A 20083-nucleotide genomic window follows, 5' to 3' on the forward strand; every position below is an offset into this window, starting at 1 on the left:
CAGGAATTCAGCCAATCATGGAGTCGAAGTCGCCATCCCGGGCCCCCGCAACGAAGGCTGCCACCTCGTCCCGCGTATAGACAAGCGCCGGCCCGTGCGGATCACGGGAGTTGCGCATGGCCACCAGGTCGCCGGGCAGCGCAGCCAACTCCACGCAGTTTCCTGTGGCGTTGCTGTGACTGCTCTTGACCCAGACCGCCGAGTGCAGCGCGTCCGCCTGGATGCCGTTGGAGTGCTCCATGCCCACGAACCCCTTTTGTCCGTACGTCAGTTCGCCCCGGAACCGGCCATGCAATCTCAGATGCAATTGCATTTTCGGGGTGCTCTCGACAATACTCGTTCCGCATCGGCTACCGCAGCGTCGAACACCGAAGCCTGCAGGGGGACATGACCAGTGACGACTTACATGTCAACCAGTGCGAGCACCATGTCCGAGCCGGAAGAGCGGCTCTCGGCTGCGGAATTCACCCCGGAACCCTTGCTCGACGGATCGCGGGTGCAGCCGCTGCCCAGCCTGGAGGAGTGCCTCCGGCCCGGCAGCTTCGCCGCATGCGGACTGGACGGAAACCTCCAGAACGCCCGTCAGGCACGGCGGTTCGTCGGCATCACGCTGAACGGCTGGGCTCTGGACGCGCTCGTCCCCGACATGGAGCTCGTCGTCGGCGAACTGGTCACCAACGCGGTCGTGCACGCGATCCTCGGGTCCCCGGACGAGCTTCCGGGCTACCCCCTCTGGCTCGGCCTCACCAGACGCCCGGGCCACGTCGTCTGCACCGTCACGGACCCGAGCCCCGAGCCTCCCCGCCCCCGCGTCCCCGAGGCGTCGGCACCCGGTGGCAGGGGCCTCGCCCTCGTCAGTGCCCTGAGCGACAGCTGGTCCTGGTCTCCCGCTCCGCCGCAGGGCAAGGCCGTATGGGCCAGCCTGACGGTCCCCGCCGCCGTCTGAGGCTCCCCCCGCCGTGGTGAAACGGCCCAAGTCGCCTTGATCGTCGCCCCGGCCCTTCGTCCTGTTGCGCCGTCGCCCCGGTGTCCTCGTCCGTCCGTTCAGCGACCCCCTGCGGGAACGGCACCCGCGAGGGCCAGGGCCACCGTGTGTCCGGGGCGGCGCGCTCTCGGGGGTGACCGGATCCACGCCCGCGCCCGTGACCGTCTCACCGGCCCGCCCGGTGGTCACCGGCGCCGCCCGGCGCGCAGTGCCCGGCTCCCGGCCGTCCCCGTGCACCCGGTCGTCCCCGTGCACCCGGTCGTCCCCGGAGCGGCCCGTCCCGGCAGTGCGTCGCGGCCCGTCGGCCGGTACACCTCGTGCCCCGCACGGTATGCGGCCGTCAGCCGTGACACGGGAGGCGTCCGCCCGGGCCTCGTACCCGTCCCGTGCCCACGGCCCACGGGGAAGGGCACGGCAGCGTTCGCGCCCGTCGTGGTCCCGGGTGGCCGTGCGGAGCGCACGGCCATCGCCCTGTGGCCGGTGTCCGGGCCGGACGACTGCGGGAGCCGCGGGGCTCTCCGGAGATGACGGGCCGGCCGGTGGGCGCACTCGTCCGTTCCCGGTAGCCGATCCCCGTAGCCGATCCACGAGTCCTCGGTGACCGCGGCGGAATGCCTTCGGCGCCTGCCGGACCCGATCGTCGGACAGCCGTTGCGGTTGTCCCGCGGGGGGATCCGCCGACGGCCCGGGCGGCTCGCCCAGGGGTGGCGCACGACGACGGGGGCTCCGGAGCGCGGCGGCGGGGCCCGACCGTACGACGACGGGCCCGGGTGCCAGTGCACCCGGGCCCGTCGAGGGGTGGAGAAACCGCTACGGCAGCTGTGCGGACGCCCGGGCCTCACGCCGGTTGTCCCGGAAGGTGTTCACCCGCCGCGCCGTTGCGAACAGCGGGATGGTCGCTGCCAGCACGATCTGCAGTGCGCAGCCGGTCTGCAGCAGCAGCTGGCCGCCCGGCGCGTCGAGCGCCCACGCGGCCAGGAGGCCCATCGCCGCAACGATCCAGGAGAGCATGGCCACCGCGAGGACGCCCCGCGGCTTCGGGTACTCGACCCGGCTCACCATCAGCCATGCGGTACCGATGATCGCCAGCAGGGTGGGGATGAAGGGCAGCTCCAGCAGCACGATCGAGACGACGGTCAGTGCGCCGAAGGGGCTGGGCATGCCCTGGAACATGCCGTCCTTCATCGTCACGCAGGAGAATCTGGCCAGCCGCAGGACGACGGCGAGCAGCACGACGATCGCGGCCACCGCCGACACCTTCTGATGGGCGTCGTCGGCGACCATGCCGTACACCAGCACGAAGTACGCCGGTGCCAGTCCGAAGCTGATCAGGTCGGACAGATTGTCCAGCTCCGCGCCCATCGGCGAGCTGCGGAGCTTGCGCGCCACGAGTCCGTCGAAGAGGTCGAAGACGGCGGCGCAGAGCATCAGGATCACCGCGGTGGCGGCCGAGTGCCGTGCCATGCCGCTCTCGCCGCTGCCGACGAGGTGCGGAATGAGGATTCCGGTGGTGGTGAAGTACACCGCCATGAATCCGCACGTCGCGTTACCGAGTGTGAGGGTGTCCGCTATCGACAGCCGCAGGGAGAGGGGCATCTCCTCGGCGTCGTCCGTCGACCCTGAGCCGACAGCGGAGGCCTCGGCCTCCGCTGCCCAGCCCGCCTGTGTCTCGGGATCAATCACGGTCAATGCGAGTCACCCCCGCGGTCGTGGCCTGGCCGACCTCGACGGCGACCTCGACACCTGCGGGGAGGTAGATGTCGACACGCGAACCGAAGCGGATCAGGCCGATGCGCTCGCCCTGCTCGACCTTGGTGCCCTGCGGGATGTACGGAACGATGCGCCGGGCGACGGCACCCGCGATCTGGACCATTTCGATGTCACCGAGCTCGGTGTCGAAATGCCAGACGACGCGCTCGTTGTTCTCGCTCTCCTTGTTGAACGCCGGGACGAATCCGCCGGGCACGTGCTCGACGGACGTCACGGTGCCGGAGAGGGGAGCGCGGTTCACGTGGACGTTCAGCGGGCTCATGAAGATGGCGACGCGGGTGCGCCCGTCCTTCCACGGCATGATGCTCTGCACCACCCCGTCGGCAGGGGAGATGACTCGCCCCTGGGCGATCTCTCGCTCGGGGTCGCGGAAGAACCACAGCATGCCCGCCGCGAGCGCGGTGGTGGGCACGGCGATGGCCGCGGCACGCTTCGACCGGCGCGCACGCGCCAGGCTCAGGGCCGCGGTCGCGACGGTCGGCAGAAGCCACGGCGATGCTCCGCGCGCTAGGCGTACGCCGAGGAGGCTGCCGCGTGGTGCAGAGGTTTGGCTGTGGGGCATGGATGACCTTCGTAGCGGATGATGCCGCGCTGGCAACAGGGGGACGGCGGCTTTCCGGTGATGGTATCGGTTGCGCACCGCAACTGGGCAAGCCGAAAGCCGAGTCGGCGGCCGGAAGATGATGACTGGGTGTGATCTTCCTCCCGGCCAAACCGACTCAAAAGCGACATTCAGCTCTGGAGCCGGTACTCCTCGAGGAGTCGACGACCGATGATCATTTTCTGGATCTCGGCGGTACCTTCGCCGATCAGCAGCATCGGAGCCTCGCGGTAGAGGCGCTCGATCTCGTACTCCTTGGAGAAGCCGTAACCGCCGTGGATGCGGAAGGCGTCCTCGACGACTTCCTTGCAGTACTCGGAGGCGAGGTACTTCGCCATCCCTGCCTCCAGGTCGTTTCGTTCCCCGGAGTCCTTTTTGCGTGCTGCGTTGACCATCATGGCATGCGCGGCCTCGACCTTGGTAGCCATCTCGGCGAGCTTGAACTGAATCGCCTGGTGCTGCGCGATCGGCTTGCCGAAGGTGTGGCGCTGCTGGGCGTAGGAGACGCCCAGCTCAAAGGCGCGCTGAGCGACGCCGCAGCCACGAGCCGCCACGTTCACCCGGCCGACTTCCACGCCGTCCATCATTTGGTAAAACCCTCGGCCGGTGGTGCCGCCGAGTACCCGATTGGCGGGAATGCGCAGTCCGTCCATGATGAGCTCGGTCGTGTCGACGCCCTTGTAGCCCATCTTGTCGATCTTCCCGGGAATGGTGAGGCCCGGACGGACCTCTCCGAAGCCGGGCTCCTTCTCGACGAGGAAGGTCGTCATCGACTTGTGCGCGGCGGTGCCCTCGGGGTGTCCTTCGTCACTCCGGACGAGAACCGCGACCAGAGTCGACGTGCCACCGTTCGTCAGCCACATCTTCTGACCGTTCAGGACGTACTCGTCGCCGTCCTTCACCGCCTTCGACGTGATGGCCGACACATCCGAGCCGAGGGCCGGCTCGGACATCGAGAACGCGCCGCGCACCTCGCCGGCCGCCATGCGCGGAAGGAAGTACTCCTTCTGCTCCTGCGTGCCGTGCTGCTTCAGCATGTACGCCACGATGAAGTGCGTGTTGATGATGCCCGACACGGACATCCAGCCGCGGGCGATCTCCTCGACGCACAGCGCGTACGTGAGCAGGGACTCGCCCAGGCCCCCGTACTCCTCCGGGATCATCAGGCCGAAGAGCCCGAGCTCCTTGAGGCCGTCGACGATCTGCTGCGGGTACTCGTCGCGGTGCTCCAGCTCGGTCGCGACCGGGATGATCTCCTTGTCGACAAAGTCCCTGACGGTCGCCAGGATCTCCTGCTGGATATCGGTCAGACCTGCGGTCTGGGCGAGTCGGGCCATGACTACTTCTCCGCCTTCTTCGTGGGCTCGATCAGCTCCGGACGGCCGGGCTGCTCGCCGCCGCGCTCCTTGATGTACGTCTCGGTGGGGACCATCACCTTGCGGCGGAACACGCACACGAGCGTGCCGTCCTGCTTGTAGCCCTTGGTCTCGACGTAGACGATCCCGCGGTCGTTCTTCGACCTGGACGGGGTCTTGTCGAGAACGGTCGTCTCGCCGTAGATCGTGTCGCCGTGGAAGGTCGGCGCCACATGGCGCAGCGACTCGATCTCCAGATTGGCGATGGCCTTGCCCGAGACGTCCGGCACGGACATGCCGAGCAGCAGCGAGTAGATGTAATTGCCCACGACGACGTTCTTCCCGAAGTCGGTCGTCTTCTCCGCATAGTTGGTGTCCATGTGGAGCGGGTGGTGGTTCATCGTCAGGAGGCAGAAGAGGTGGTCGTCGTACTCCGTGACCGTCTTCCCGGGCCAGTGCTTGTAAACCGCACCGACCTCGAACTCCTCATAAGTGCGTCCGAACTGCATGATGCTCAGGGCTTCCTTAGTCGACGGGGGTTTCGAACTTCGAGGTACGGGTCATTCCGGCGGCACGCCCCTTGCCGGAGATGACCAGCGCCATCTTGCGGCTGGCCTCGTCGATCATCTCGTCGCCGAGCATCGCGGAGCCCTTCTTGCCGCCCGCCTCGGACGTGTAGTACTCGTACGCGTCCAGGATCAGCTCGGCGTGGTCGAAGTCCTCCTGGGACGGCGAGAAGATCTCGTTGGCGGCGGCGACCTGGTCCGGGTGCAGCACCCACTTGCCGTCGAAGCCGAGGGCCGCGGCGCGCTGGGCGACGGCGCGATACCCCTCCTGGTTGCGGATCTGCAGGTAGGGGCCGTCGATCGCCTGGAGGTTGTTGGCGCGGGCGGCCATGAGGATCTTCATCAGGATGTAGTGGTAGGCGTCCGCCGGGTAGCCGGGCGGCTGCTCGCCCACGACCAGCGACTTCATGTTGATGGAGGCCATGAAGTCGGCCGGGCCGAAGATGATCGTCTCGACCCGCGGCGAGGCCTCGGCGATCGCGTTGACGTTGTTGAGGCCCTGGGCGTTCTCGATCTGGGCCTCGATGCCGATCTTGCCGACCTCGAAGCCCATCGTCTTCTCGATCTGGGTGAGCAGCAGGTCGAGCGCGACGATCTGCTCGGCGTTCTGGACCTTCGGCAGCATGATGCAGTCGAGGTTCTGGCCCGCGCCCTCGACGACGGTCACCACGTCCCGGTACGTCCAGTGCGTCGTCCAGTCGTTGACCCGCACGACTCGCGTCTTGCCCGTCCAGTCGCCCTCGTTCAGGAACTTGACGATGGTGTGCCGGGCCTCGGGCTTGGCCAGCGGCGCGCAGGCGTCCTCCAGGTCGAGGAAGACCTGGTCGGCCGGCAGTCCCTGGGCCTTCTCCAGGAAGCGCGGGTTCGAACCGGGGACCGCGAGGCAGGAGCGTCGCGGACGCAGGCGGTTCACGGGGCTGGTCATGCGGGGACCTCCAGGGGGTCGAGCTTGTTCGCTTTCCGGATCTCGTCGACGATACGTCCGATGATCTCCGTGATACCGAAGTCCTTCGGGGTGAAGACGGCGGCCACACCCGCACGCTTCAGATCCTCGGCGTCGCTGTTCGGGATGATCCCGCCCACGATCACCGGTATGTCGGAGGCGCCGGCCTCGCGCAGGCGCGTCAGCACGTCCGGCACGAGCTCCGCGTGCGAACCGGACAGGATCGACAGGCCGACACAGTGCACGTCCTCCGCCAGTGCCGCGTTGACGATCTGCTCGGGCGTGAGACGGATGCCCTGGTAGACCACCTCGAAGCCGGCGTCGCGCGCGCGTACGGCAATCTGTTCGGCACCGTTGGAGTGCCCGTCCAGGCCGGGCTTGCCGACCAGCAGCCGCAGCCGGCCGGAGGCCAGCTCGTCGGCGGTGCGGGCCACCTTCTCCCGTACCAGTGCCAACGGAGTGCCGGCCTCGGCGGTGACGGCGACCGGCGCCGAGGAGACTCCAGTCGGTGCGCGGAACTCGCCGAAGACGTCCCGCAGCGCCCACGCCCACTCGCCGGTGGTGACGCCCGCCCGGGCGCACTCGACGGTGGCGGCCATCAGATTGCCGTCACCGGCCGCCGTGGCCTTCAGCGCCGCCAGGGCGTCCTGGGCGCGGCCCTCCTCGCGGTTGTCGCGCCACTCGTGGAGCTTTGCGACGACACGGGCCTCGTTCGCCGGGTCGACCGTCATGATCGCGGTGTCGAGGTCGGCGGTGAGCGGATTCGGCTCGGTGGTCTCGAAGATGTTGACACCGATGATCTTCTCGTCACCGGCCTCGATCCGGGCACGCCGCTCGGCGTGGGAGGACACCAGCTGGGACTTGAGGTAGCCGGACTCGACGGCCGCCATCGCGCCGCCCATCTCCTGGATCCGGTCGATCTCGGCGAACGACTGCTCGACCAGGTCGCCGACCTTGGCCTCGATGACGTGCGAGCCCGCGAAGATGTCCTCGTACTCCAGCAGATCGCTCTCGTGTGCGAGCACCTGCTGGATGCGGAGCGACCACTGCTGGTCCCACGGCCGGGGCAGGCCGAGCGCCTCGTTCCACGCAGGGAGCTGCACGGCGCGGGCGCGGGCGTCCTTCGACAGTGTCACGGCCAGCATCTCGAGAACGATGCGCTGGACGTTGTTCTCCGGCTGGGCCTCGGTCAGACCGAGGGAGTTGACCTGGACGCCGTAGCGGAATCGGCGCTGCTTGTCGTTCTCGATGCCGTAGCGCTCACGCGTGATCTTGTCCCAGATGCGGCCGAAGGCGCGCATCTTGCACATCTCCTCGACGAAGCGGACGCCCGCGTTCACGAAGAAGGAGATACGGGCGACGACATCCCCGAACTTCTCCTGGGGCACCTGCCCCGAGTCCCGTACCGCGTCCAGGACCGCTATCGCGGTGGACATCGCGTAGGCGATCTCCTGGACGGGCGTGGCCCCGGCCTCCTGCAGGTGGTAGCTGCAGATGTTGATCGGGTTCCACTTGGGGATGTTCGCCACCGTGTAGGTGATCATGTCGGTCGTCAGACGCAGCGACGGCACCGGCGGGAAGACGTGCGTCCCGCGCGACAGGTACTCCTTGACGATGTCGTTCTGCGTCGTCCCCTGGAGTTTGGTGATGTCCGCGCCCTGCTCCTCCGCGACCACCTGATAGAGCGCCAGCAGCCACATGGCGGTGGCGTTGATGGTCATCGAGGTGTTCATCTGCTCCAGGGGGATGTCCTGGAACAGCCTGCGCATGTCACCGAGGTGGGAGACCGGGACCCCGACCCGGCCGACCTCGCCGCGGGCGAGGATGTGGTCGGGGTCGTAGCCGGTCTGCGTCGGCAGGTCGAACGCGACCGACAGACCGGTCTGGCCCTTGGCCAGGTTGCGCCGGTACAGCTCGTTGGACGCCTCGGCCGTGGAGTGGCCGGCGTACGTCCGCATGAGCCACGGCCTGTCCTTCTGACGCTCTGTCATCTGGTGGACCTCTGACTCAGATGTTCCGGAAGCGGTTGATGGCGTCGAGGTGCTTGGCGCGCATCTCCTCGTCGCGCACACCGAGCCCCTCGCTGGGCGCCAGGGCGAGCACGCCGACCTTGCCCTGGTGGAGGTTGCGGTGCACGTCGTAGGCGGCCTGACCGGTGTCCTCCAGGGAGTAGACCTTGGAGAGCGTCGGGTGGATCTTGCCCTTGGCGATCAGGCGGTTGGCCTCCCACGCCTCGCGGTAGTTCGCGAAGTGCGAGCCGATGATCCGCTTCAGCGACATCCACAGGTAGCGGTTGTCGTACTCGTGCATGTAGCCCGAGGTGGAGGCGCAGGTGGTGATGGTGCCGCCCTTGCGGGTGACGTAGACGCTCGCACCGAAGGTCTCGCGGCCGGGGTGCTCGAAGACGATGTCGATGTCCTCGCCCCCGGTGAACTCGCGGATGCGCTTGCCGAAGCGCTTCCACTCCTTCGGGTCCTGGGTCCGCTCGTCCTTCCAGAACTTGTAGCCCTCGGCGCTGCGGTCGATGATCGCCTCGGCGCCCATCGAGCGGCAGATGTCCGCCTTCTGCTCGCTGGAGACGACGCAGATCGGATTGGCGCCGCCGGCCAGGGCGAACTGGGTGGCGTACGAGCCGAGTCCACCGCTCGCGCCCCAGATGAGCACGTTGTCGCCCTGCTTCATCCCGGCGCCGTTGCGGGAGACCAGCTGGCGGTAGGCGGTCGAGTTGACCAGGCCCGGTGCCGCGGCCTCCTCCCAGCTCAGGTGCTTGGGCTTGGGCATCAGCTGGTTCGACTTGACCAGGGCTATCTCGGCCAGGCCGCCGAAGTTGGTCTCGAAGCCCCAGATCCGCTGCTCCGGGTCGAGCATCGTGTCGTTGTGGCCGTCCGAGGACTCCAGCTCGACGGAGAGGCAGTGCGCGACGACTTCGTCACCGGGCTGCCAGGCGTTGACGCCGGGGCCGGTGCGCAGCACGACACCCGCGAGGTCGGAGCCGATGACGTGGTACGGCAGGTCGTGACGCTTGGTGAGCTCCGAGAGCTTTCCGTAGCGCTCGAGGAAGCCGAAGGTCGAAAGCGGCTCGAAGATCGAGGTCCACACCGAGTTGTAGTTCACCGAGCTGGCCATGACGGCCACCAGTGCCTCGCCCGGGCCGAGCTCCGGGACCGGGACCTCGTCGAGGTGGAGGGACTTGCGGGGATCCTTCTCCCGCGTGGTGAGGCCCGAGAACATCTCGGTCTCGTCCTTGTGCACGGTCACCGCACGGTACGCCTCGGGGAGGGGGAGTGCGGCGAAGTCGGCGGACGTGGAGTCCGGCGACTGGATCGCGTCCAGGATTTCCTTCACGGTGTTGCCTCCAGGGGGTCCCCCCGGACCGAGTCCGGAGGACAAGCGCTCGATTGGCGAACGCTGAGGGGAACGTCGGGGAAGTGCTGCTGAGGAGGTGTGCCGTCGGTTCGGCGAGGGTGGTGCTTGGCAGCGCTGGTGGGCGCGGAGGTTGCCTGTGACGCAGGCGTCCGGGCGCGCAGGCCGGGTGGCTTGCGGGGACAGCCGGCGTACGAGTGATCTCTGCACGCCGGCCGCCCGGACAACATCAACGTATGGCACCCCGTGCCAGTCCGCAAGACACTGGGTGCCAAGAATTTCACTCAGATGCAATCCGGCGGTCACAGATGAGCGATGATCGATCGCTGAAGCGCAAAAAGAACCGCCGGGTGGCTCCGGATCCGGAGCCACCCGGCGGTCGGGTCGTGTCGGGGTCGCTGCGAGCATGGCCTGCGGGCCGTGGCGGCCGGCGGTGCAAAGCCCCCGGCCGGCCGCTCCGGAGGACGGAGTGCCGGCGGCCGCACGAGGTCAGCTGTTGCGAAGTGCCTGTTCGATGGTGCGCATCACCTCGGGCAGCGGGGCATCCGTGCGCGCAACGGCCACAAGGACCTCGCCGCCGTTGTGCACCTGCGCCGCCGGGCCGCGGTCGGCGCCGGTGCGCCCCGCCCCGATGCCCGAGCCGAAGGTGTCGCGCACGATGTCGAAGGCGTGGTCCAGCTGGGCCTCCACGTCGCCCTGGCCGCCCGCCCGCAGCCAACGCCGCAGCACATGGTTGTGTGCGGTGACGACGGCGGACGCGGCCACCTCCGCCAGCAGCGGATCGTCGTTGCCGTCGTGATGGTCGCGCTCGTCGAAGTGGCCCAGCAGATAGCGGGTGAACAGCCGCTCGTAACGCGCCACCGAGGCGATCTCGCGCTCCCGCAGCGTGGGCACTTCACGGGTCAGGCGGTAGCGCTCGACGGAGACCGCGGGCGAGGACGCGTACATCTTCATGACTTCCTTGATGCCCCGGCACACGGTGTCGAGCGGGTGCTCATGCGCCGGAGCGGCGTTCAGCACCGCCTCGGCACGCACGAGCGTGTCGTCGTGGTCCGGGAAGATCGCCTCTTCCTTGGAGCGGAAGTGCCGGAAGAAGGTCCGGCGCGCGACCCCGGCCGCCGCGGCGATCTCATCGACGGTGGTCGCCTCGTAGCCCTTGGTCGCGAACAATTCCATGGCGGCCGCGGCCAGTTCTCGGCGCATCTTGAGCCGCTGGGCGGCGGCTCGACTGCCTGCGGCACTTTCCGGGGCGTCGGGCACGGCAGCGGTCCGGGAGGTCCGTCGGGGAGCGTCAGCGGGCTGGGACATGACCTGAACGTACTGCATTTGCGCAGGGGGGCGCGCCTGCGGGGGCGAGCCGCTCGCGCCGTCGAACAGCCCGCCCCAGGCAGCGCCGGAATCAGCGTCGGGCATATTCGCGGAAGCCGCGCCCCGTCTTGCGGCCGAGGCAGCCCGCCGCCACCAGGTGCTCGAGCAGCGGAGCCGGGGCCAGGCCCGGGTCGCGGAACTCGCGGTGGAGCACCTTCTCGATGGCGAGCGAGACATCGAGTCCGACCACGTCGAGCAGCTCGAACGGCCCCATCGGGTAGCCGCCGCCGAGCTTCATCGCGGCGTCGATGTCGTCGAGGGACGCGTAGTGCTCCTCGACCATCTTGATCGCGTTGTTCAGGTACGGGAACAGCAGCGCGTTGACGATGAAGCCGGCCCGGTCGCCGCAGTCCACCGGGTGCTTGCGGATCTTCGCGGTGACCTCGCGGACGGTGGCGTGGACGTCGTCCGCGGTCAGGACCGTACGCACCACCTCGACGAGCTTCATCGCCGGGGCCGGGTTGAAGAAGTGCATACCGATGACGTCCTGCGGCCGCGAGGTCGCGCGGGCGCAGGCGACGACGGGCAGCGAGGACGTGGTGGTGGCGAGCACCGCACCCGGCTTGCAGATCTTGTCCAGGGTGGCGAACAGCTGCTGCTTGATCTCCAGGTCCTCGGCGACGGCCTCCACGGCGAGGTCGACCTCGGCGAAGGCGTCGAGCGAGCCGGCCGGGGTGATCCGCGCCAGCGTCTCGTCCCGGGCCTCGGCGGTCATGCGGCCCTTGTCGACGGAGCGCGAAAGCGACTTGGCGATACGGGACTTGGCGGTCTCCGCCTTCTCCTGGCCGCGGGCGGCGAGAACGACGTCGTAGCCGGCCTTGGCGAAGACCTCCGCGATGCCGCTCGCCATCGTGCCCGACCCCGCCACGCCGACCGAGCCGACCGGGCGGCCGCCGGCGGCCTGCGCGGCCTCCAGCGGGGTGAGTGCGTCACGCACCACCGTGCCGCTGTCCGGCGCCTCGTAGGTGTAGAAGCCGCGGCCCGACTTGCGGCCGGTCAGGCCCGCCTCACTGAGCTGCTTGAGGATGGGGGCCGGCGCGTGCAGACGGTCACGGGACTCGGCGTACATCGCGTCGAGAACCGTGCGGGCGGTGTCGATGCCGATCAGGTCGAGCAGTGCGAGCGGGCCCATCGGCAGGCCGCAGCCCAGCTTCATGGCGGCGTCGATGTCCTCGCGCGACGCATACTTCGCCTCGTACATCGCGGCCGCCTGGTTGAGGTAGCCGAAGAGCAGCCCGTCCGCGACGAAGCCGGGCCGGTCGCCGACCGCGACGGGCTCCTTGCCGAGCTCACGGGCGAGTGCGGTGACGGTCTCCACAGCGCTCGGGGCGGTCAGCACGGAGGAGACCACCTCGACGAGCTTCATCGCCGGCGCCGGGTTGAAGAAGTGCAGGCCGAGGACGCGCTCGGGGTGCGCCGACTCCGCGGCGAGGCGGGTCACCGACAGGGCGTTGGTTCCCGTGGCGAGGATCGCGTCCGGTCGCACGATGCCGTCGAGCGCGCGGAAGACCTGCTGCTTGGCCTCGTACGACTCGGGGACGACCTCGATCACGAGGTCGGCATCGGCAGCCGCCTGCAGGTCCGAGAAGGTCCGGAAGCGGGCGAGCACGGTGCGCCGCTCCTCCTCGGTGATCCGCTCGCGCTCGACGGCACGAGCGGTGGACGCCTCGAGGGCGGCAACGGCATGCCGGGCGGCCGCGTCGCTGATGTCGATGCCGATGACCTCACGGCCGGCGCGGGCGAAGACCTCGGCGATACCGGTGCCCATCGTGCCGAGGCCGACGACGGCAATGGTGGAGAGAGGGGTGTCCATCACGGGACTCCAGGAATGAGTGACGACTGAGGGAGGGCGCGCCTGCGCGGAAAATGCGCGGCGCTGCGTGTCGCTGTGAACCGCGGCGGACCGCGGTGAGGGAGCGACGGACTCTGTCCCGGAGTCACGTCGTACAGAACTGCCGAACCGACAACACTCACGGCGGCTGCGTCACCAGGCCGCCGAGAGCCATACGGGTGGTACCCGCTCACTTGAGCTTAACTGGCGGGTAACGAGCGCGCCAGTCCCCGGCCGATGTGATCTGTGCCGCGCATCCCGCCGCACGGACCCGCCCGCCGGGCATACGCTTCCCGTCATGGACGCGGATCTCGAGGACCTGGCGCTGCGCACCCGGGCCGAGCTGACCGGTCCCACCGACCACGAGCTGCACGGGCGCCTGACCGCGACCAGGGACCTCGACGCCCTCGCCACCGTGCTCACGGAGCCCGAACGCCCGTTATGGGCGCGGGAGATCGCCGCCTTCCGCCTCGGTTCAGCAGGGGACCGCCGTGCCTTCGAGTCGCTCGTCCTGCTGCTCAACCACCGCGACCCCGAGCGCTGTGTCTCCGCGTCCTGCGCGCTGGTCCGCCTCGGTGACCCCCGCACCTCGCGGGCCGCGGCCGCCCTTGCCACCAACGAGCTGCGCGTCGCCTATGCCCTGGTCCCGGTGCGCCTCCTCACCGCCCTGCGCGCTCCCGAGTCCGTGCCCGCGCTGATCACCGCTCTGAGCCGCCGGCTGACCACCCCGGGCGATCCGCACTGGCGGGTGGCGCTGGCCTGCGTCGAGGGTCTCGGTGCGCTCGCGGACGAGCGCGCCCGCCCGGTCCTGGAATCGGCCCGGACGCACCCGCGTCTGTCCGCCGCCGCCTCCGCCGCGCTCGGCCGTCTTCCGTAGGCGGCGTCGGCGTTCATCCGCCGCCTCCGCCGCGCGCGTTTCGCCAGACCTCCTCCGCGGCGGCGGGAGCGGTGATGTCATCAGCGCTTGTCCCCATCCCCGGGCGCAACGCCGCAGGCACAGGAGGAGGCGTGAACCCCAGGTACCCGGCGCGCCGCCCCGCGGACCCTGTCGGTCCGCCTCTCAGCCCTTGCGGCCGAGCAATCCGTGGAGCGCCGCCCCGGCCCTGGAGCTGTCCGCCGTGGTGCCGGCCCGTGCGGGCGGCTTCAGCGGCTTCGGTTCCGGTGTCGCGGCGCAGACCGCGTCCGGCGCGCCGGACGCCTTGGCGGCGGGCAGTCTGCCAGTGGCGAGATAGTCCGTCAGATATCGGTCCAGGCAGGTGTTCCCGCTCAGCGTGATCGCATGGTTGCCGCCGCCCTGCTCGACGACCAGCCGGGAGCCGCGCAGCTTGCGGTGGGCGGCGACGCCGCCTTCGTACGGAGTCGCCGCGTCCTCCGTCGCCTGGAAGATGAGCACCGGCGGAAGAGCGGTGTTCGAGACGTCCGTCGGAGCGGACGGGGCGACCGGCCAGGTGGCGCAGGGGGCGTTGTACCAGGCGTTGTTCCAGGTGGAGAAGGGTGCCTTGGCATGGACCGACCGGTTGTCGGCGTGCCAGACGGCCCAGTTCCGGGGCCATGGGGCATCACTGCACTGCACCGCCGTGTAGACGGAATAGCCGTTCTCGCCCTCGGCGTCGAGCGCACCGAAGTTCTCGTACGCCTCGACCAGCGGCCGGGTGTCCCGGCCGCGCACGAACGCCGAGAACGCCCCGGCCAGGTGCGGCCAGAAGCCGTTGTAGTAGCCGCCGGGCAGGAATGTGTCCTCCAGCTCTGCGGGACCCACCTTCCCGCCCGCAGGGCTCCGGCGCAGCGCGTCGCGCATCGCGTACCAGGTCGCCTCGACCTTCGCAGGATCGCTTCCCAGCCGGTATGCCGCGTTGTGTTTTGCCACCCACGCGGCGAAGGCCTTGTGCCGGGCGTCGAAGCCGAGGTCCTGGTCGAGATTGTTGCGGTACCAGACCCCGTCGGGGTTCACCACCGAGTCGAGCACGGCGCGCCGTACCCGGTGCGGGAAGTACTTGGCGTACACGGCACCGAGGTAGGTGCCGTACGAGTACCCGAAGTAGTTGATCTTCTCGGCACCGAGGGCGGCCCTGATGGCGTCGAGATCCTTCGCCGAGTCCACCGTGCTCATGTGCGGCAGCAGATCCGCGTGCCGGGAAGCACAGCTCCGGGAGAAGGCCACGGCCCGCCTCAGATTCGCGGCCTCGTCCGCCGGGGAGCGGGGCACCGAGTCGGCGCGTACGGGCGTGAAGTGCCCCGGCCTGCAGTTGAGGGCCGGCCTCGAGGAGCCCACTCCGCGCGGGTCGAAGCCGATGACGTCGTACTGCGCCGCGACCTTCGGGGGGAGTGAACCCGCCACGAACCCGGCCAGCTTCAGCCCGCTCGAGCCCGGTCCGCCCGGATTGACCAGCAGGGGTCCCTGGAAGGTCTTCGAGGTGTGGCGTACCCGCGACAGCGCGAGGGTGATCCACGTGCCGTTCGGCCGCGCGTGGTCGAGCGGCACCTGCAACGCGGAGCACTCGAGCCGCGGAAACTCGTCCGTGGCGCACTTCTTCCAGATCAGCGCACCGGCGGGCCGTGGCGGTACCGGCCCCCCGGCGGTCGCCGCCGACGGCAGGCCGGCGACCAGTCCGGTCACCGCTGCCCCGACGGCGACCAGCGCTCCTGTGCGTCTGTACATGTGGTCTCCCGTGGTGGCGGGGGCGCGGCCCGGAGCGGACTCGGCCCCGGCGGCAGCTTTCCCGGATTCCCACCCGGAAGGACATGTTCGATCCAGAGTTGACCCGTTTGGTCCTTGCCCCCGCGCCTGCTCCGCCCCCCGGGACGGCCCGGCCCGGCGGTACGGGTCACAGCAGCGTCAGCTGTGTGGCGGTGGGCTCCGCGGGTGACGACTCCTCGGGCACCGGTATCCGCCTCGGGGCGCCACGCTGCGCCGGACCTATCCCGAACTCATTGGCGAGTTCATGCACATGGCGTGTGATCCGACGTTGGTACCACTTGGGTGCGTACGCCCCCTCCGCGTACAGCCGCTCGTACCGACGCACCAGATGCGGATGCTCCCGCCCGAGCCACGCCATGAACCATTCGCGCGCCCCGGGCCGCAGATGCAGTACCAGGGGCGTCACGGACGTCGCCCCGGCCGAGGCGATCGCCCGTACCGTCGCCCGCAGCTGGTCCGGGTGATCACCGAGGAACGGGATGACCGGTGCCATCAGCACCCCGCAGCCGATGCCGTGGTCCGTCAGTGTCCGTACGACGTCGAGGCGCCGCTCGGGGGAGGGCGTACCCGGCTCCACGGTGCGCCACAGCTCCCGGTCCGTGAAGCCGACCGAGACGGAGACCCCGACCTCCGTCACCGCCGCGGCCTGTCGCAGCAGCTCCAGATCGCGCAGGATCAGCGTGCCCTTGGTGAGGATCGAGAACGGGTTCGCGTAGTCGCGCAGCGCGCCGATGATCCCGGGCATCAGCCGGTAGCGTCCCTCCGCCCGCTGGTAGCAGTCGACATTGGTCCCCATCGCGATGTGCGCGCCGTGCCAGCGGTGCGAGGCCAGCTGCCGGCGGAGCAGCTCGGGCGCGTTGATCTTGACGACGATCTGGGTGTCGAAGCCGAGTCCGGTGTCGAGGTCCAGATAGCCGTGCGTCTTGCGGGCGAAGCAGTACACACATGCATGGGTGCACCCGCGGTACGGATTCACGGTCCATTCGAACGGCATCCGCGAGGCCCCGGGAACCTGGTTCAGGATCGAGCGGGCACGGACCTCGTGGAAGGTGATCCCGCGGAACTCCGGCGTGTCGAAGGTGCGCGTGGTCACCGCCTCCGTGCCGAAGAGCGCGATGTCCCCCGCTGCGCCCCTGCCGGCGGCGAGGGTGTTCCGGTCGCTGTTCCGGTTGTCGGGGGTCGGCGTGTTCTCGGCGAGATTGTCCCAGCGCATGGGCGCCTCCTCGGTAGCACTCGGCACAGAATAGAACATGTGTTCCCTTGATCGCTGCAACCCTGAATTTGGGCGGCTGTGCCGGAGGTGGTTGGCTGGGGCCCGCCCCCCGAGGAACCGAGTGCTGGAGGATGACGAATGGCGCAGGTCGAGGCCACGACGGAGCGGATCATCGCGGCGGACGCGGAGACCGTGTTCGACGCGCTGGCCGACTACAAGGACACCCGCGCGAAGCTCCTGCCCGAGCACTTCAGCGAGTACGAGGTGCGCCAGGGCGGCGACGGTGCGGGCACGCTCGTCCACTGGAAACTCCAGGCCACCAGCAAGCGAGTCCGTGACTGTCTGCTCGAGGTGACCGAGCCCACCGACGGGCAACTCGTCGAGAAGGACCGCAACTCCTCGATGGTCACCACCTGGACCGTCACCCCCGCCGGTGAGGGCCGTTCCAAGGCCGTGGTCACCACGGTCTGGGCGGGCGCCGGCGGTATCGGCGGATTCTTCGAGCGGACCTTCGCCCCCAAGGGACTCGGCCGGATCTACGACGAGGTCCTCACCAGGCTGGCCGCCGAGGTGGAGAAGTAGTACTCGGCACCACCGTCCGGTGAGCTGTCGTGACCGTCACCGTATCGAGTGGTTTTCCCCGCGGTGCCGTGGTGCGCCCGGCGCAACGGCCCCGCGGGAAAGCTCCTGTTGAGCGCCTGTAGTGCGCCCCCGCGGGTCCGCTGTTCCCGCCGTCCTCTCCCCGCCCCCCGTGGCGTCCCACTTGCTCCGTCTTGGCGTGCGATGCGAAGAATGGCGCCGCGCAGCCGCGACGAGGGGAGCAGTACGTGGGCGGGATCACGCTGGCGAAGCACGGGCAGGCCGACGGGGCGGCGGCCGCACCCGAGGACCACCGGCCCGTCGGCGCGGACCCCCTGTACGCCGGTGCGGCCCCCGTGCCCGACGGTGCGGACGGCGTCCCCGGCGCCGATCCGGCGCCGCCCGGTGGCGGCCCGGAGGCCGGGGCGGCCACCGCCCTCAGCCCCCGCCGAGTGCGCCTCGTGTTCTTCGGCCTCATGCTCGCGCTGCTGCTCGCCGCGCTGGAGCAGATGATCGTCGCCACCGCACTACCGAAGATCGTCGGCGAACTCCAGGGCCTGGACCGAATGCCCTGGGCGATCACCGCCTATCTCCTCACCGCCACCGTCGGGCTACCCATCTACGGAAAACTCGGCGATCTCTACGGACGCAAGGGCGTCTTCCAGTTCGCCATCGTCGTCTTCGTCATCGGTTCCGCCCTCGCGGGCTGGTCGCGCACCATGGACCAGCTCATCGCCTTCCGAGCCGTCCAGGGCATCGGTGCGGGCGGCCTCATGATCGGTGTGCAGGCGATCATCGCCGACATCGTCCCGGCCAGGGAACGCGGCCGGTTCATGGGCCTCATCGGCGCAGCCTTCGGACTCGCCTCGGTCGCGGGCCCGCTCCTCGGCGGCTTCTTCACCGACCATGTCTCCTGGCGCTGGTGCTTCTACTTCAACGTGCCGTTCGGCCTGGTCACGCTCGCGGTCGTCGCCGTCGTACTGAAACTGCCGAAGCCGGTGGCGCGGGCCCGCTTCGACGTCCTCGGCGCCCTCTTCCTCACCGCGGCCTCCACCTGCGTGGTGCTGCTGACCAGTTGGGGCGGAACCGAGTACGCATGGAACTCACGCGTCATCCTCGGGCTCGCCGCCGGCGCCGCAGGAACCACCCTTCTCTTCCTGGTCGTCGAACACTACGCGCTGGAACCGGTCATCCCCCTGCGGCTGTTCCGCGACTCCGTCTTCAATGTGACCGGCCTGGTCGGCGCGGTCATCGGCGTCGCGCTCTTCGGCGCCGCCAGCTATCTGCCCACCTTCCTGCAGATGGTCGACGGTGCCAGCGCCACCGAGTCGGGCCTGCTGATGCTGCCGATGATGGGTGGCATCGTCTTCGCCTCGATCATCTCGGGACAGCTCATCAGCCGCACGGGCCACTACAAGGTCTACCCGGTACTCGGCAGCGCCGTCTCGGCCGCCGGGATGTGGCTGCTGTCCCGGCTGGAGAGCGACACCCCCCGGCTCGAGTACTCGATCTGGCAGGCCGTGCTCGGCGTCGGCATCGGTCTGGTGATGCCGGTCCTCGTCCTGGCCGTGCAGAATTCCGTACCGCCCGCCGATCTCGGCACCGCGACCAGCGCCAACAACTACTTCCGGCAGATCGGCGGAAGTGTCGGCGCCGCGGTCTTCGGCACGCTCTTCGCCGACCGGCTCACCGATGCCCTCGCCGACCGGCTGCCGGCCGGAGCGGGACTCCCCGACCCCGAGTCGATCACCCCGCAGCTCGTCCACGCCATGCCGCCCGCCCTGCGCGACGGCTACATCCAGGCGTACGCCGACGCGATGCCGCGGATCTTCCTCCATCTTGTGCCGGTGCTCGTCCTCGGCCTCGTACTCGCCTTCTTCCTCAAGGAGAAACCGCTGGTGTCACACCATGCCCACGCCACCGCCGAGCCCGCCTCCGTACCGCACGCACGCACTTCGACCCCGGTCCAGGCGCCCGCGCCCCGCATCGCCGGAGTGCCCGTCTGCGGAACCGTCCAGCACCACGACGGCAGCACCGTCCCACGCGCCGCGCTCACTCTCATCGATGTGCAGGGGCGGCAGATCGGGCGCGGAGGGAGCGGTGAGGACGGGCGGTACGCGCTCAGCGTCCCCGCCCCGGGCGCGTACGTCCTGATCGCGGCGGCAGGCGGCCACCAGCCGCAGGCCGTCTCGGTCACGGTCGGCGAACGGCCCGTCGATCTCGATGTCGTGCTCGGCGGCGCGGGGAGGCTCGCCGGAACCGTCGTCACGGCGGACGGCAGCCCGGTGCGCGACGCCGCGGTGACCCTGACCGATGTGCGTGGCGAGGTGGTCGCCAGTACGCGCAGCGGGCGCGAGGGAGGCTATGTGATCGACGACCTGGTGGCAGGTGAGTACACCCTCGCGGCCAGTGCTCCCGCCTTCCGTCCCGCCGCGCTCCCGGTGAGCGTGCAGGCCTCCCGTGAAACCCGGCAGGACATCGAGCTCGCAGGCGGTGCGGTGCTGCGCGGCACCGTACGCGCCGGGGGCGGACGGCCTGTCGAGGACGCGCGCGTGACACTGCTCGACGCCGCAGGCAATGTCGTCGACACCCTCACGACCGGTCCCGACGGCACCTTCCGCTTCGTCGACCTCTCGTCGGGCGAGTACACGGTGATCGCTGCCGGATATCCGCCCGTGGCCACGGTGCTGCAGGTCGCAGGCGGCGGACGCACGGAGCGTGACCTGCAGCTGGGGCACGAGGACTGAGGAGCTGCCCCCGGCCGTCAGTGCCGCCCCGCGGTGACGGCCACCGCCCCGGCAGCAGGCCCGT

Annotated in this window: 16 protein-coding genes; 4 read left to right on the plus strand and 12 right to left on the minus strand. The window is 69.6% G+C overall.

Features of this window, described 5'->3' with window-relative positions; translation table 11 throughout:
- Positions 1-7: 7 nt before the first annotated feature.
- Positions 8-241, minus strand: coding sequence for a DUF397 domain-containing protein (locus AC068D_RS01840; protein ID WP_478820931.1), 234 nt, complete (start codon positions 239-241; stop codon positions 8-10).
- A 186-nt stretch (positions 242-427) separates the two neighbouring features.
- Here AC068D_RS01840 and AC068D_RS01845 point away from each other — a divergent pair, with 186 nt between their 5' ends.
- Entirely contained in the window at positions 428-946 is a 519-nt protein-coding gene (locus AC068D_RS01845; protein WP_478820932.1) for an ATP-binding protein, read from the plus strand.
- Between the two features lie 849 nt (positions 947-1795).
- Here AC068D_RS01845 and pssA read toward each other — a convergent pair.
- From pssA to AC068D_RS01890, 9 genes are all read right to left on the minus strand, one after another.
- Positions 1796-2674: a CDP-diacylglycerol--serine O-phosphatidyltransferase gene (pssA, locus tag AC068D_RS01850; protein ID WP_478820933.1), complete on the minus strand. Its 879-nt coding sequence runs from the start codon at positions 2672-2674 to the stop codon at positions 1796-1798.
- On the minus strand, positions 2661-3317 hold the full coding sequence (locus AC068D_RS01855) for a phosphatidylserine decarboxylase (protein WP_478820934.1): 657 nt from the start codon (positions 3315-3317) through the stop codon (positions 2661-2663). Before AC068D_RS01855 ends, pssA begins: the two co-directional genes overlap by 14 nt.
- 170 nt (positions 3318-3487) lie before the next feature.
- Positions 3488-4693 (minus strand): acyl-CoA dehydrogenase family protein, encoded by a 1206-nt coding sequence (locus AC068D_RS01860; protein ID WP_478820935.1) that lies wholly within the window; start codon positions 4691-4693, stop codon positions 3488-3490.
- Between the two features lie 2 nt (positions 4694-4695).
- Positions 4696-5220, minus strand: a complete 525-nt coding sequence (locus AC068D_RS01865; protein WP_478820936.1) for a MaoC family dehydratase — start codon at positions 5218-5220, stop codon at positions 4696-4698.
- 16 nt (positions 5221-5236) lie between these two features.
- Complete coding sequence (locus AC068D_RS01870; RefSeq protein ID WP_478820937.1) at positions 5237-6202, minus strand: HpcH/HpaI aldolase/citrate lyase family protein; 966 nt, start codon at positions 6200-6202, stop codon at positions 5237-5239.
- On the minus strand, positions 6199-8211 hold the full coding sequence (locus tag AC068D_RS01875; RefSeq protein WP_478820938.1) for a protein meaA: 2013 nt from the start codon (positions 8209-8211) through the stop codon (positions 6199-6201). Before AC068D_RS01875 ends, AC068D_RS01870 begins: the two co-directional genes overlap by 4 nt.
- A gap of 16 nt (positions 8212-8227) precedes the next feature.
- Entirely contained in the window at positions 8228-9565 is a 1338-nt protein-coding gene (ccrA, locus tag AC068D_RS01880; RefSeq protein WP_478820939.1) for a crotonyl-CoA carboxylase/reductase, read from the minus strand.
- Between the two features lie 507 nt (positions 9566-10072).
- Entirely contained in the window at positions 10073-10891 is an 819-nt protein-coding gene (locus AC068D_RS01885; protein ID WP_478820940.1) for a TetR family transcriptional regulator, read from the minus strand.
- Between the two features lie 91 nt (positions 10892-10982).
- On the minus strand, positions 10983-12764 hold the full coding sequence (locus tag AC068D_RS01890; protein WP_478820941.1) for a 3-hydroxyacyl-CoA dehydrogenase family protein: 1782 nt from the start codon (positions 12762-12764) through the stop codon (positions 10983-10985).
- A gap of 316 nt (positions 12765-13080) precedes the next feature.
- Between AC068D_RS01890 and AC068D_RS01895 the strand changes: the two genes are divergently transcribed.
- Complete coding sequence (locus AC068D_RS01895) at positions 13081-13659, plus strand: HEAT repeat domain-containing protein (RefSeq protein WP_478820942.1); 579 nt, start codon at positions 13081-13083, stop codon at positions 13657-13659.
- A 183-nt stretch (positions 13660-13842) separates the two neighbouring features.
- On the opposite strand, the gene AC068D_RS01900 is transcribed toward AC068D_RS01895, so the two are convergent.
- Positions 13843-15441 (minus strand): alpha/beta hydrolase, encoded by a 1599-nt coding sequence (locus AC068D_RS01900; protein WP_478820943.1) that lies wholly within the window; start codon positions 15439-15441, stop codon positions 13843-13845.
- A gap of 166 nt (positions 15442-15607) precedes the next feature.
- Positions 15608-16693, minus strand: a complete 1086-nt coding sequence (locus AC068D_RS01905; RefSeq protein ID WP_478820944.1) for an Rv2578c family radical SAM protein — start codon at positions 16691-16693, stop codon at positions 15608-15610.
- Positions 16694-16831: 138 nt separating this feature from the next.
- Between AC068D_RS01905 and AC068D_RS01910 the strand changes: the two genes are divergently transcribed.
- Together AC068D_RS01910 and AC068D_RS01915 are read left to right on the plus strand one after the other, a co-directional pair.
- Positions 16832-17275: an SRPBCC family protein gene (locus AC068D_RS01910; protein WP_478820945.1), complete on the plus strand. Its 444-nt coding sequence runs from the start codon at positions 16832-16834 to the stop codon at positions 17273-17275.
- A gap of 245 nt (positions 17276-17520) precedes the next feature.
- The gene (locus tag AC068D_RS01915) at positions 17521-20019 is read left to right on the plus strand and encodes an MFS transporter (RefSeq protein WP_478820946.1); all 2499 of its coding nucleotides are present in this window, start codon (positions 17521-17523) and stop codon (positions 20017-20019) included.
- Positions 20020-20083: the final 64 nt, after the last annotated feature.

The sequence above is a fragment of the Streptomyces sp. NPDC043861 genome (genome assembly GCF_056435905.1).